Consider the following 13,563-nt stretch of genomic DNA (forward strand, 5'->3'; position numbering starts at 1 on the left):
ACTCGTTGCTCAGCGCGGGGTGCCCCCTCGGGGGGACAAGGGAGAGGAACCCGGCACTGCCTGCTCGGGGGTTCAAGCAGTGCCGGGTCCGTTTGATCAGCCTAGATGAACTTCACGAAACGTCGCAATACGGACACCGCTTACGGGGCTACGCGTCCATTCTTGTTGAAGGCTGCATGGGTGAGCGGCATGAGGCTCGCCCAGTGCTGCTCCATCTGTTCACCCACCATTTCGATCTCGCGCTGCGGGAAGGACGGCACCTTCGCCAGTTCGTGCTGGGTGCGCAGTCCGAGGAAGTGCATCATCGAGCGAGCGTTGCACGTGGCGTACATCGACGAGAACAGGCCGACCGGGAGCACCGCGCGGGCGACCTCGCGGGCGACTCCGGCGGCGAGCATCTCCTGGTACGCCTCGTACGCCTGGCGGTACGAGTCCTCCATCACACGGCCCGTGAGCTCCTGCTGGGCCTGGGTGCCCTCGACGAACTCGTACTTGCCGGGGCGACCCTGCTGGACGAGCTTGCGGGCCTCTCCGGGTACGTAGAAGACCGGCTCCAGCTCCCTGTAGCGGCCCGATTCCTCGTTGTACGACCAGCCGACGCGGTGGCGCATGAACTCGCGGAACACGAAGATCGGGGCGCTGATGAAGAACGTCATCGAGTTGTGCTCGAACGGGGATCCGTGACGGTCCCGCATCAGGAAGTTGATGAGCCCCTTGGAACGCTCCGGGTCCTTCGTGACCTCCTCCAGGGACTGCTCTCCGGCCGTGGAGACACGGGCGGCGAAGAGGACGTCGGAGTCGGCCGCGGAGTGCTTCACCAGCTCGACGGTCACATCGCTGCGGAAGCTCGGCTTTGCGGGTTCGGGGGTCTCGGTCACCGGCGGGGTCCTTCCAATTGCGTCGCTCGGGCGGCGCCCACTCTACGGGCCGCCACCGACAACGAGCCGCGGAAGGCCCGTCCGGGGATTTCTTCGGTCAATTCGGCGATTCGGGGCACCGAACGGGTCCGACGTGCGTCTGACTCCATGCAGCACCCGTAACAGAGTTCTAGGAGATCTTCCTCATGTTCCGCCGGCGTGAAGCCGTCCCGTTCTCCTTCGTGGCCGAGGCCGACCGATTCCGCAGTAACGTCACGCCGCCACCGCGGGAGCGCGCCACCGTCTCCCAGCTGGCCGCACGTTCCCTGGTGGGGCTGACGGTGGTCGCCGGTCTCGCCGGATCGCTGATCCTCGGCCTTCCCGCCCTAGCCCCGGACAGATCCCCTGCACACAGCCAGCAGACCGAGGCCGCGCACGCCCGCTGACTCGTACGGACCCCTGGGGTGGTAGCGACCGTGGCGTGCTCGGTAGCCTCACCGGGCACAGCAATCGAGCGTGCTTGTGAGTGAGGATCAGTCGTGCCCCTGCCCTTTCTGACGGCCGACCGCGCGTTTGACGCGAGCGCTGCGGACATCGCGCTGCCGTTCGACGACCACGACCGCTGGCGGCGCCCCTACCGCCCCGGGCCGTGGCGGGTCGCAGCGGCGGCCACCTTGTTGCTGCTCGCCTCGTTCGTGCTGATCGCCGGCATGATCATCGCGTTTGCCGGCGCGCTGTCCGGCGCCACCGCGTGTCTTGTGCTGGCCCTCGTGGTGATCGCCTGCGCGATGCGGTTGTTGCGGATGGGTGCCTGGGTCAGCCGGCACGGGGTTCGGCGGGTGGGGTTCTTCGTGACGAAGACCGTGCCGTGGAACCGGGTCGCCGCGGTCCGCACGGTGCAGCAGCCGGTGAAGTGGCTCGGGTTCCCGCGCACGGTGCAGGGCCAGGCCCTGATCGTCGTACGTCAGGGTGGCGAGGCCGTACCGCCGCTGCTCACCGACAGCAACGCGGACTTTCTGGGGCGCCGCGAGGCGTTCGACCGGGCCGCCGACACGGTGGAGGCCTGGGGGGACGAGTACCGGCGCCACTGAGGGCTGTCCGGTACACCCTGGCGGGCGCACGACGACAGCTGCGGCACCTCGCAACGTCGCCGGAACGCCCGAATACGCCCCGCACGAGGACGCCCCTCCGCCTTGCGATGCACCACATCCGACGCCGCGCACTGATCCACCAGGGATGACAGGACAGCCCTCAGGGCCGCCCGCGTCCGACGGCCGTGCCGGGCTCGGCCGCCTGACGGGATCGAACGAGGCCGTCAGTCGCCGGACGGGCTCGAGGTGACGGACGGGTCCGCGGGGACGGACCGGGCTGATCCGCTCCTGTGCAGGGCGATGGCGCGCTGCATGGCCTTGCGGGCGCGCGGGGTGTCCCGGGCGTCCTGGTAGGCGACGGCGAGCCGGAACCAGCAGCGCCAGTCGTCCGGCGAGTCCTCGGTCTCCTCGCGGCGCCGTGCGAAGACGGCGTCGGCGGAGTCGCGGTCGATACGGCCGGACGGTGTACGGACCAGCTCGTCGACCGGCAGCCCGCCCTCGGCGTCCAGCTCTGCGGCGAGGGCGTTGGCCCTGTGGACGAACTGGGTGTTCTTCCAGAGGAACCAGATACCGATCACCGGCAGGATCAGCACCGCGATCCCGAAGGTGACGGTGAGCAGCGTGCCGTGCTCGATGAGCAGCAGGCCACGGCTGCCGACCAGGACGAAGTAGAAGACCAGGACGGCGGCGGTGACAAGGTAAGTGATCTTTGCGCGCATGGCGGTGGGCTCAGTCAGTTCAGGTCGAGGAAGTGTTCCAGGCCGAAGGTGAGGCCCGGCGTGGTCACTACGCGGCGAGTGCCGAGCAGGATGCCCGGCATGAAGCTGCTGTGGTGCAGGGAGTCGTGGCGGATGGTGAGGGTCTCGCCCTCGCCGCCGAGCAGTACTTCCTGGTGGGCGAGGAGGCCACGGAGCCTGATCGCGTGCACCGGGACCCCGTCGACGTTCGCGCCGCGGGCGCCGTCGAGCGCCGTGGCCGTGGCGTCCGGCTGCGGGGCGCAGCCGGCCTTCTTGCGGGCCTCGGCGATCAGCTGGGCGGTGCGGGTGGCGGTGCCGGAGGGGGCGTCGACCTTGTTGGGGTGGTGCAGTTCGACGACCTCGACGGACTCGAAGTAGCGGGCGGCCTGCGCCGCGAACTTCATGGTGAGGACGGCGCCGATGGAGAAGTTCGGCGCGATGAGCACACCGGTCTCCGGGGAGCCGGAGAGCCAGGAGTTCAGCTGCGCGAGCCGTTCGTCGGTCCAGCCGGTGGTGCCGACGACCGCATTGATTCCGTGCCGGATACAGAAGTCGAGGTTCCCCATCACCGACGCGGGTGTGGTGAGCTCGACCGCCACCTGGGCGCCGGTCTCCGCGAGCGTCTCCAGCTTGTCGCCACGGCCGAGTGCGGCCACCAGTTCCATGTCGTCGGCGGCCTCGACGGCTCGTACCGCCTCGGCTCCGATACGGCCCTTGGCGCCGAGAACGGCCACGCGCAGCTTGCTCATTGCTCTGCTTCCTTACGGGTGGATTAGGAGACCGCTTCGTCGAGGCGGCCGGCCTGCTTGTCCGTGAGCGGGCCGATGACGGAGAGCGAGGGGCGCTGTCCGAGGACCTCGCCGGCCACCGCCCGGACGTCATCGGGGGTGACCTGCGCCATCCGGGCCAGCATGTCGTCGACCGACATCTGCTCACCCCAGCACAGCTCGCTCTTGCCGATGCGGTTCATCAGGGCGCCGGTGTCCTCCAGGCCGAGGACGGTGGAGCCGGAGAGCTGGCCGATGGCGCGGCCGATCTCCTCGTCGCTCAGTCCGTCGGACGCTACCCGGTCGAGCTCGTCGCGGCAGATCTTCAGGACGTCGTGCACCTGGCTGGGCCGGCAGCCCGCGTACACACCGAAAAGTCCGCAGTCGGCGAAGCCCGAGGTGTACGAGTAGACGCTGTAGGCCAGGCCGCGCTTCTCCCGTACCTCCTGGAAGAGGCGGGAGCTCATGCCGCCGCCGAGGGCGGTGTTGAGCACACCCAGCGCCCAGCGGCGGTCGTCGGTGCGGGCGAGGCCCGGTACGCCGAGGACGACGTGAGCCTGCTCGGTCCTGCGGTTCAGCACCTCGACCCGGCCCGCGGTACGCAGGGTGCGGGAGCCTTCGCGCGGTGCGACCGGGACGGCGTCCGTGCGGGACAGGGCGCCCGCGCGCTCGAAGGCCTTGCGGACCTGTCGTACGACCGTGGCGTGGTCGACGTTGCCGGCGGCGGCGACGACCAGGTGGGTGGGGTCGTAGTGCTTCTTGTAGAAGCGGGCGATCTGGCCGCGGTTCAACGCGTTGATCGTGTCGACGGTGCCGAGGACCGGACGGCCGAGGGGCGTGTCGCCGAGCATCGTGTGCGCGAACAGGTCGTGCACGCAGTCACCCGGGTCGTCCTCGGTCATCGCGATCTCTTCGAGGATGACGCCGCGCTCGGCGTCGACGTCCTCGGCGGCGATCAGCGAGCCGGTCAGCATGTCGCAGACGACGTCGATGGCCAGTGGCAGGTCGGTGTCGAGGACCCGCGCGTAGTAGCAGGTGTACTCCTTCGCCGTGAAGGCGTTCATCTCGCCGCCGACCGCGTCGATCGCGGACGAGATGTCGAGGGCGCTGCGCTTGGCCGTGCCCTTGAACAGGAGGTGTTCGAGGTAGTGCGTCGCGCCGTTCAGGCTGGGCGTCTCGTCGCGTGATCCGACGTTGGCCCAGATCCCGAAGGTGGCGGAGCGTACGGAGGGCAGCGTCTCGGTGACGATCCGGAGGCCGCCGGGGAGAACGGTGCGGCGGACGGTGCCGATGCCGTTCGTGCCCTTGAGAAGCGTTTGGGTACGGGCGACGGCCCGCGCCTCCGAGGAGGTGCGGGCCGTCGCCACGGAACTACGGGACGTCACTTGGCGGCGTCGTCCTTCTTCTCGTCCTCTTCGCCCTCGATCACGGGAATGAGGGAGAGCTTGCCGCGGGAGTCGATCTCGGCGATCTCGACCTGGACCTTGGAGCCGACCGCGAGCACGTCCTCGACGTTCTCCACGCGCTTGCCACCGGCGAGCTTGCGGATCTGCGAGATGTGCAGCAAGCCGTCCTTGCCCGGCATGAGGGAGACGAACGCACCGAAGGTGGTGGTCTTGACGACCGTACCCAGGTAGCGCTCGCCGACCTCCGGCATGGTCGGGTTGGCGATCGCGTTGATCGTGGCGCGGGCGGCCTCGGCCTGCGAGCCCTGCTGGGCACCGATGTAGATGGTGCCGTCGTCCTCGATCGTGATGTCGGCGCCGGTGTCCTCCTGGATCTGGTTGATCATCTTGCCCTTGGGGCCGATGACCTCACCGATCTTGTCCACCGGGATCTTGACGGTGATGATCCGCGGGGCGTTCGGGGACATCTCGTCCGGGACGTCGATGGCCTCGTTCATCACATCGAGGATGTGGAGGCGGGCGTCGCGGGCCTGCTTCAGCGCGGCGGCCAGAACCGATGCGGGGATGCCGTCGAGCTTGGTGTCGAGCTGGAGCGCGGTGACGAACTGCTTCGTACCGGCGACCTTGAAGTCCATGTCACCGAACGCGTCCTCGGCACCGAGGATGTCGGTCAGGGCGACGTAGTGGGTCTTGCCGTCGATCTCCTGGGAGATCAGGCCCATGGCGATACCGGCGACGGCGGCCTTGAGCGGCACACCGGCGTTCAGCAGCGACATGGTGGAGGCGCAGACCGAGCCCATGGACGTCGAGCCGTTGGAGCCCAGCGCCTCGGAGACCTGGCGGATCGCGTAGGGGAACTCCTCGCGCGACGGCAGCACCGGCACGATGGCGCGCTCGGCGAGCGCGCCGTGGCCGATCTCGCGGCGCTTGGGCGAGCCCACGCGGCCGGTCTCACCGACGGAGTACGGCGGGAAGTTGTAGTTGTGCATGTAGCGCTTGCGGGTCACCGGGGAGAGGGTGTCCAGCTGCTGCTCCATGCGGAGCATGTTGAGGGTGGTGACGCCCAGGATCTGGGTCTCGCCGCGCTCGAACAGCGCCGAGCCGTGCACACGCGGGATGGCCTCGACCTCGGCGGCGAGCGTACGGATGTCCGTGACGCCACGGCCGTCGATGCGGACCTTGTCCTTGATGACGCGCTCGCGGACCAGCTTCTTGGTCAGCGCGCGGTAGGCACCGGAGATCTCCTTCTCGCGGCCCTCGAACTGCGGGAGCAGCTTCTCGCCGGCGATCTCCTTGATGCGGTCCAGCTCGGCCTCGCGCTCCTGCTTGCCGGCGATGGTGAGCGCCTTGGCGAGCTCGGTGCTGACGGCGGCGGTGAGCGCCTCCAGGACGTCGTCCTGGTAGTCGAGGAAGACCGGGAACTCGCCGGTGGGCTTGGCAGCCTTGGCGGCGAGGTCCGACTGGGCCTTGCAGAGAGCCTTGATGAACGGCTTCGCGGCCTCGAGACCGGCGGCGACGACCTCTTCGGTCGGGGCCTCCGCGCCGTCCTTGACGAGCTGGATGGTCTTCTCGGTGGCCTCGGCCTCGACCATCATGATCGCGACGTCGCCGTCCTCCAGGACGCGACCGGCGACGACCATGTCGAAGACGGCGTCCTCGAGCTCGGTGTGCGTCGGGAAGGCGACCCACTGGCCCTTGATCAGGGCGACACGGGTCCCACCGATCGGGCCGGAGAAGGGCAGGCCGGCCAGCTGCGTGGAGCAGGAGGCGGCGTTGATCGCGATCACGTCGTAGAGGTGATCGGGGTTGAGCGCCATGATCGTCTCGACGATCTGGATCTCGTTGCGCAGGCCCTTCTTGAAGGAGGGGCGCAGCGGCCGGTCGATCAGACGGCAGGTGAGGATGGCATCCTCGGAGGGGCGGCCCTCGCGGCGGAAGAAGGAGCCGGGGATCTTGCCCGCGGCGTACTGCCGCTCCTCGACGTCGACCGTCAGAGGGAAGAAGTCGAGCTGGTCCTTCGGCTTCTTGGAAGCCGTGGTGGCCGACAGCACCATGGTGTCGTCGTCCAGGTACGCAACGGCGGAGCCGGCGGCCTGCTTGGCCAGGCGGCCCGTCTCGAAGCGGATGGTGCGGGTGCCGAAGGTTCCGTTGTCGATAACGGCCTCGGCGTAGTGGGTCTCGTTCTCCACTAGCGTTTTCTCCGATACATATCGTCTTCTCGCCCCCACGCCCGTGTGGCGGGGGACGGTGCGGAGAAGCGCTCCATCGGCGGGCCGGTCTTCGATCGAAGCACCCGGGATTGCTGCGTCCGGGGGCCACTACCGAGGACCGGCGGCGGGGAGCCTGCTTCTTCCGCTCGTCTGCGGGACGTTCCGGGACCAGGTTACTGAGATTCGGCTCAGCTTGGCATTCCGGTCGACCGGGCGAGCCGGTCACGTCCCGTGCATGCTGTTGCGCGTACACCTGTACGTACAACAAAGGGAGCGGCTCCCTCAGTCGTGGGAACCGCTCCCTTCACGGCGTCTTACTTGGCGCCGCCGGCCGCACCGCGGCGGATGCCGAGGCGGTCGACCAGGGCACGGAAGCGCTGGATGTCCTTCTTGGCCAGGTACTGCAGGAGGCGGCGACGCTGGCCGACCAGGATCAGCAGACCACGGCGGGAGTGGTGGTCGTGCTTGTGCGTCTTGAGGTGCTCCGTCAGGTCCGAGATGCGACGGGAGAGCATGGCCACCTGGACCTCGGGGGAACCGGTGTCACCCTCCTTGGTGGCGAACTCGGACATGATCTGCTTCTTCGTAGCGGCGTCGAGCGGCACGCGGTACTCCTCTTTGATGGTTCGATGCGTCCACGAGCGCCCCTGGTCTTGGTCTCAGGGGGTCTTCCGTTACTCGCGGGCGAAGGTCCGATGAGCGCAGCCCTCAGGATGATCCGGGGGCGCGTACACAAACGGCCGTCACACAGCGTACCAGGCGTTGCGGGGCGGGTTGCGCGGTGGGGCTGCCCTCCTGCGGGTACGGCTCAGCCGGTCAGGGATCTGGCCCTGGTGAAGACGTCCAGCACTGCCAGGCAGAGCGGGACCAGGGAAAGGAGGACGGCACTCTCCGCGAGGTCGAGGAGGCGGCCCCAGAACGGGGAGAGGCCCTTGCGGGGAATGATCAGGGCGATCGCCGTCAGCAGCGCGGCGCCCGCGGCCACGGCCGCGGAGAGCCAGACCGTGCGGATGTCCAGGGGGCCGCTGTCTCCGTACCGGGCCAGCTCGCCCACCAGGTCCGTCGGCGGGTGCAGGGAGAGGCCGAGGACCAGCAGAGCGATCGCGCCGATACCCGACACCAGGACGCAGGTCACCTGCGAGGTGTAGCGGAAGAGACGGGCGCGCAGCAGCATCGCGAGGCCGGCGGCGAGGGCGAGGAGCCGGCCCCAGACGTTGTCGGAGAAACCGAGGACGGCCGCGGAGCCGACGACGACGGCGGCGCAGCCCGCGACCAGGCCGAGCAGCATCTCGTGACCGCGGCGGGCCTGGGCGGCGATGCGGTCGGCGTCGACGGGGGCGCCTTCGGCCTCGGGGGTGGTGTCCGGGTCCGCGGAGCCGTCGTCGTAGCCGCCGGGGGCGGTGCGCGGTGATGCGTAACCGATGGGCAGCCGGGCGAAGCGGGCGGAGAGGCCGGGCAGGAACGCGACGAGTCCGAGGGCGGCCGGGGCGCAGACCGCGGCGGTCCCGGTGGCGGAGGCCTCGGTGAGGATCGCGGCGAAGGTGGCGAGGGTGCCGACGGTGGCGACGAAGGTCGCCGCGACGAACGGGGCGTCGCCGCTGGGGGTCAGGGCGACCAGGACGACGGACGCGACGAGGACGGCCACGCAGCCGAGCAGGAACTGCAGCCGGCCGGGGCCGTGACCGGCGTCGGGGCCGATGACGCCGGACCCCGCGATGAGTACCAGGGGCAGTGCGCCGAGACCGAGGGCGACGGCGGTGGCCCGGTCCGCGTAGACCCGGGCGCGTACCCCCGCGAACGCCGTGAGCAGCAGTCCGGCGGAGCCCGCGATGATGCCGGGCAGGCTGTGCATGTCGTGCCGGACGGGGTCGGCGAACCAGAGGACGAAGCCCATCAGCACGAGGAGCAGCACCCCGCCCAGCAGGCCTGCGCCACGCAGCAGTTCGTCGCTCCACAGGTGGCGGTCGCGCGTGACGGCCGAGGCGACGGCGTCCGACACGTCGTCGAATACGGCGGGCGGCAGCGACTGGGCGAACGGGCGCAGGCTGAGCAGTTCGCCGTCGAGCACCTGCTGGGCGGCGAGCGTGCGGGCGCCGTCGAGGACTGTGCCGTCGCGGCGTACGAGGTGGTAGCCGGTGGGGGTGCCGACCGCCTGGGTCTGGCCCGTGAGACGGAGGATCTCCGGATAGATGTCCGCGACCGCGATGTCCTCCGGCAGGGCGACGTCGATACGGCTGTCGGGCGCCACGACGGTGACGCGGCAGAAGCCCGTCGCTGCAGTCGTACTCACGTGTCTGGTCCCCCTGATTCGCGGTTGCGCACGGTGCGCGCGTCACCCTATCGGGAGGAACAACGGCCATCTGCACGTAGGATCACCGTCGCGCGGAGTGACATCCGCGCACAAAGGCAGCCACGGGGGGCTCCGGTACGGGTGCAACCGGCCTTCCGCCCGTCCGCACCGAGGGATTGATGTTCCGGTGAGCCAGATCGTCGTGAAACGACCTCCGCGTTCCCTGCCGCCCGAAGTGCCCGCGGACGCGTTGACGTTGGAGGCCCCTCCCGAACTGCCGCGCGGGCAGCAGGAGGGCATGCTGATGCAGATCCTCCCCGTGCTCGGCATGGGGTCGTCGGTGGTCTTCTTCTTCTCGCCGCAGGCCCCTCCGTTCATGCGCATCATGGGCGTTCTGATGCTGGTCTCGACCGTGGGCATGGTGGTCGCCCAGCTGGTCCGACACCGTCGCGGTACGCAGGGGCAAATGGCGGATGTGCGGCGGGACTACCTCAAATACCTGGCGCAGACGCGGCGTACCGTGCGCCGGACGGCGCGCGCCCAGCGGGACGTTCAGCTGTATCTGCAGCCCGCTCCCGAGCAGTTGTGGTCGCTGGTCGCCGAAGGCAGCCGGCTCTGGGAACGGCGGGTCGGGGACGAGGACTTCGGGCAGGTCCGGGTCGGGCTCGGGGCGCAGCAGCTGTCGACTCCGCTGGTCGCTCCGGACACCGCTCCGGTGGATGAGCTGGAGCCGATGTGCGCGGGGGCGATGCAGCAGTTCCTCGCGGTGCACGGGTCGTTGGACGGGCTGCCGATGGCCGTGTCGATGCGGGCGTTCTATCACGTGACGGTCTCCGGCCGTCCGGAGTCGGCGCAGGCGGCTGCGCGGGCGCTGGTCGCGCAGCTGGTGACGCTGCACTCGCCCGAGGATCTGGTGGTCGCCGTGGTGGCGGCGCCGGTTGCAGTGGCGCGCTGGGAGTGGACGAAGTGGCTTCCGCATGTGCAGGTGCCGGGGCAGGTCGACGGGGCGGGCACGAAGCGGCTGTTCGGCGACGATCTGGGTGAGCTGGAGCAGCTGCTGACGAGCCGGCTGGAGGGGCGGCCGCGGTTCGGGCGGGAGAGCCGGCCTTTGCTGGACCAGCCGCACATCGTGGTGGTTCTGGACGGCGGGATGGTGCCACCGGACTCGCTGTTCGCAGCGGCCGAGGGGCTGCAGGGGGTGACGATCGTCGAGGTCGTGCCCGGTGAGCTGGACGAGCCGCGCGGCGGTCTGTCCGTGGTGGTGCGGCCGGGGGTGCTGCGGCTGGAGTCGGGGGCCGGGCTGGCGTACGAGGGCGTGCCGGACGGGTTGTCGCTGCCTGCGGCCGAGGCACTGGCCCGGCAGCTCGCGCCGCTGCGCATGGGCGGGGGCGATGACGACGAACCGCTGCTCGCCAATCTGGACTTCACGGATCTGCTGAACCTCGGCGATGCCGGTGCGGTCGATGTGGCGCGCACCTGGCGGCCGCGGTCGGTCTCCGAGCGGCTGCGGGTGCCGATCGGGGTCGGCGAGGACGGTCAGCCGGTGATGCTGGACCTGAAGGAGGCCGCTCAGGAGGGCATGGGCCCGCACGGGCTGTGTGTCGGTGCGACGGGTTCCGGCAAGTCGGAGCTGCTGCGGACGCTGGTGCTGGGGCTCGCGGTCACGCATTCGTCGGAGACGCTCAACTTCGTACTGGCCGACTTCAAGGGCGGTGCGACGTTCGCCGGGATGTCGCACATGCCGCATGTGGCGGCGGTCATCACCAATCTGGCGGACGACCTGACACTGGTGGACCGCATGGGCGACGCGATCCGCGGTGAGCTGCAGCGCCGGCAGGAGCTGCTGCGGTCGGCCGGCAACTACGCCAACATCCATGACTACGAGAAGGCGCGGGCGGCGGGCGCGGCCCTGGAGCCGCTGGCCTCACTGGTCCTGGTCATCGACGAGTTCTCCGAGCTGCTGACCGCGAAGCCCGACTTCATCGACATGTTCATCCAGATCGGCCGCATCGGACGGTCGCTGGGGGTGCATCTGCTGCTCGCATCGCAGCGCCTGGAGGAGGGCAAGCTGCGCGGCCTCGACACCTACCTCTCGTACCGGATCGGTCTGCGGACCTTCTCGGCCGCCGAGTCGCGTACGGCGCTGGGGGTGCCCGACGCGTACCACCTGCCGTCGGTGCCGGGTTCCGGCTATCTCAAGTTCGGTACGGACGAGATGACCCGGTTCAAGGCGGCGTACGTCTCGGGGACGTACCGCACGGGCGGTCCCGATCTGTCGGTGGGGGCGCTGCCCGTCGAGCGGCGGCCCGCGGTGTTCAGCGCGCTGCCGGTGCCGGTGGTGTACGCGGCGCCGAACCCGGCGCACGTGGTCTCCGCGCGGGCGGGCGCGGAGGACGACGCACTCGCCGACACGGTGCTCGATGTGATCGTGCGGCGCCTCGAGGGGCAGGGGGTGCCCGCCCATCAGGTGTGGCTGCCGCCGCTGGACCGGGCCCCGGCACTGGACCAGTTGCTGCCGGGACTCGCGCCGACCGCGGACCGCGGGTTCACGGCGACGGAGTACACACGTCCGGGCGGGCTGACCGTTCCGCTCGGCCTCATCGACAAGCCGTTCGAGCAGCGGCGTGAGGTGCTGTACCGGGACTTCTCCGGTGCGGCGGGCCACATGATGGTGGTCGGTGGTCCGCAGTCCGGGAAGTCAACCCTGATGCGGACGCTCATCTCGTCGTTCGCGCTCACCCACACCCCGCACGAAGTGCAGTTCTACGGGCTCGACTTCGGCGGCGGCGGACTGGTCGCACTGGCGGATCTGCCGCATGTCGGCGGGATCGCGTCGCGGCTGGACCCGGAGCGGGTGCGGCGTACGGTCGCCGAGGTGGCGGGGGTGCTGAACCGGCGCGAGGAGTTCTTCCGGGCCCACTCCATCGACTCCGTCGCCACCTACCGGCGCAAGCGCGCCCTGGGTGAACTACCCGGCGAGCCGTGGGGCGACGTGTTCCTGGTCGTCGACGGCTGGGGCGGCTTCCGGGCCGAGTACGAGATGCTGGAGCAGGTCGTCACGGACATCGCCTCGCGCGGTCTGGGGTACGGCGTCCACGTGGTGATCACGGCCGCCCGGTACATGGAGGTGCGGGCCGCGCTCAAGGACCAGATCCTCGGGCGGCTCGAACTGCGGCTCGGCGACGTCATGGACTCGGAGTTCGACCGCAAGGTCGCGGTGAACGTGCCGCAGGGGGTGCCGGGCCGTGGTCAGGTGCCGGAGAAGCTGCACTTCATGGGGGCGCTGCCCCGTATCGACTCGTCCGCCGGCGCCGCTGACCTCTCCGACGGTACGGCGGCCTTCGTCGAGGCGGTGAGGTCCCACTGGGCGGGGCCTTCGGCTCCGGCCGTACGGCTGCTGCCGCGGAAACTGCCTGCCGAGCAGTTGCCGAAGGGCTTCGAGTTCCCGCAGCGCGGCATCGCGATCGGCATCGACGAGACGGATCTCGAGCCGGTGTTCGTCGACTTCGAAACGGATCCGTTTTTCCTGGTCTTCGGCGAGAGCGAATCCGGGAAGACGAACCTGCTGCGCCTGATCGCCAAACAGATCTCGGAACGCTACTCCCCCGACGAGGCGAAGCTCGTCGTAGGCGACTACCGGCGGGCTCTGCTGGGTGCGCTGCCGGAGAGTCATCTGCTGGAGTACGCGCCGATGGCGAGCTCGATGCAGATGCACATGGAGGCGCTGGCGGGCGTGTTCTCGCGGCGGCAGCCGCCGACGGACGTCACACCGCAGCAGCTGCGCGACCGCAGTTGGTGGACCGGGCCGCAGATCTTCATCATCGTCGACGACTACGACCTGGTGGCGACGAACGCGGGCAACCCGCTCGCCCCGCTCGCGGAGTACCTGCCGTTCGCCCGGGACACGGGTGTGCGTTTCATCATCGCGCGCAACTCGGCCGGGGCCTCACGGTCGATGTACGAGTCGTTCATGCAGCGCATCAAGGAACTGGGTGCGCAGGGCGTGGTGCTGTCCGGCGACCCGTCCGAGGGCGATCTGATCGGGTCGGTGCGGGGCCATGCGATGCCTCCCGGGCGCGGGTACTTCGCTTCGCGGCGACGGGGGAACCCGCTGGTGCAGATCGGGCGGCTGCCGGAGCATCACTGAGGGCCCGGTGTCAACTCCCGTCCTGGGGACGAGGGTGCGGGGATACTCTGCACGCGGG

Annotated in this window: 10 protein-coding genes; 3 read left to right on the forward strand and 7 right to left on the reverse strand. The window is 69.7% G+C overall.

Annotation, left to right across the window (positions count from 1 at the left end; genetic code table 11):
* Nucleotides 1–140: 140 nt before the first annotated feature.
* Nucleotides 141–878 (reverse strand): FAD-dependent thymidylate synthase, encoded by a 738-nt coding sequence (thyX, locus tag OG878_RS11665; RefSeq protein WP_328886721.1) that lies wholly within the window; start codon nucleotides 876–878, stop codon nucleotides 141–143.
* A 185-nt stretch (nucleotides 879–1,063) separates the two neighbouring features.
* Here thyX and OG878_RS11670 point away from each other — a divergent pair, with 185 nt between their 5' ends.
* Complete coding sequence (locus OG878_RS11670; RefSeq protein ID WP_328886722.1) at nucleotides 1,064–1,303, forward strand: hypothetical protein; 240 nt, start codon at nucleotides 1,064–1,066, stop codon at nucleotides 1,301–1,303.
* 93 nt (nucleotides 1,304–1,396) lie between these two features.
* Nucleotides 1,397–1,948 carry a hypothetical protein gene (locus OG878_RS11675; protein WP_328886723.1) on the forward strand — a complete coding sequence of 184 codons (552 nt, stop codon included), beginning with the start codon at nucleotides 1,397–1,399 and terminating at the stop codon, nucleotides 1,946–1,948.
* Between the two features lie 224 nt (nucleotides 1,949–2,172).
* On the opposite strand, the gene OG878_RS11680 is transcribed toward OG878_RS11675, so the two are convergent.
* The 6 genes from OG878_RS11680 to eccD all read right to left on the reverse strand — a co-directional run bounded on the left by OG878_RS11680 (nucleotide 2,173) and on the right by eccD (nucleotide 9,358).
* The gene (locus tag OG878_RS11680) at nucleotides 2,173–2,667 is read right to left on the reverse strand and encodes a tetratricopeptide repeat protein (protein ID WP_328886724.1); all 495 of its coding nucleotides are present in this window, start codon (nucleotides 2,665–2,667) and stop codon (nucleotides 2,173–2,175) included.
* 14 nt (nucleotides 2,668–2,681) lie between these two features.
* Nucleotides 2,682–3,434 carry a 4-hydroxy-tetrahydrodipicolinate reductase gene (gene dapB / locus OG878_RS11685; RefSeq protein WP_328886725.1) on the reverse strand — a complete coding sequence of 251 codons (753 nt, stop codon included), beginning with the start codon at nucleotides 3,432–3,434 and terminating at the stop codon, nucleotides 2,682–2,684.
* A gap of 23 nt (nucleotides 3,435–3,457) precedes the next feature.
* Nucleotides 3,458–4,837 (reverse strand): M16 family metallopeptidase, encoded by a 1,380-nt coding sequence (locus tag OG878_RS11690; RefSeq protein ID WP_328886726.1) that lies wholly within the window; start codon nucleotides 4,835–4,837, stop codon nucleotides 3,458–3,460.
* Nucleotides 4,834–7,047 carry a polyribonucleotide nucleotidyltransferase gene (locus tag OG878_RS11695; RefSeq protein ID WP_328886727.1) on the reverse strand — a complete coding sequence of 738 codons (2,214 nt, stop codon included), beginning with the start codon at nucleotides 7,045–7,047 and terminating at the stop codon, nucleotides 4,834–4,836. The genes OG878_RS11690 and OG878_RS11695 overlap by 4 nt, the downstream gene beginning before the upstream one ends.
* A 335-nt stretch (nucleotides 7,048–7,382) precedes the next feature.
* The gene (rpsO, locus tag OG878_RS11700) at nucleotides 7,383–7,673 is read right to left on the reverse strand and encodes a 30S ribosomal protein S15 (protein ID WP_275537409.1); all 291 of its coding nucleotides are present in this window, start codon (nucleotides 7,671–7,673) and stop codon (nucleotides 7,383–7,385) included.
* A gap of 203 nt (nucleotides 7,674–7,876) precedes the next feature.
* On the reverse strand, nucleotides 7,877–9,358 hold the full coding sequence (eccD, locus tag OG878_RS11705) for a type VII secretion integral membrane protein EccD (RefSeq protein ID WP_328886728.1): 1,482 nt from the start codon (nucleotides 9,356–9,358) through the stop codon (nucleotides 7,877–7,879).
* A gap of 187 nt (nucleotides 9,359–9,545) precedes the next feature.
* On the opposite strand from eccD, the gene eccCa reads away from it, so the two are divergent.
* Entirely contained in the window at nucleotides 9,546–13,505 is a 3,960-nt protein-coding gene (gene eccCa, locus OG878_RS11710; protein WP_328886729.1) for a type VII secretion protein EccCa, read from the forward strand.
* Nucleotides 13,506–13,563: the final 58 nt, after the last annotated feature.

This window comes from Streptomyces sp. NBC_00316 (genome assembly GCF_036158715.1).
Classification (GTDB): Bacteria; Actinomycetota; Actinomycetes; order Streptomycetales; family Streptomycetaceae; genus Streptomyces.

Bases quoted from the DNA above. Each gene is read 5' to 3' on its own strand.
- OG878_RS11670 (WP_328886722.1), top strand. From the start codon at position 1,064: ATGTTCCGCCGGCGTGAAGCCGTCCCGTTCTCCTTCGTGGCCGAGGCC.
- OG878_RS11680 (WP_328886724.1), bottom strand. From the start codon at position 2,667: ATGCGCGCAAAGATCACTTACCTTGTCACCGCCGCCGTCCTGGTCTTC.
- dapB (WP_328886725.1), bottom strand. From the start codon at position 3,434: ATGAGCAAGCTGCGCGTGGCCGTTCTCGGCGCCAAGGGCCGTATCGGA.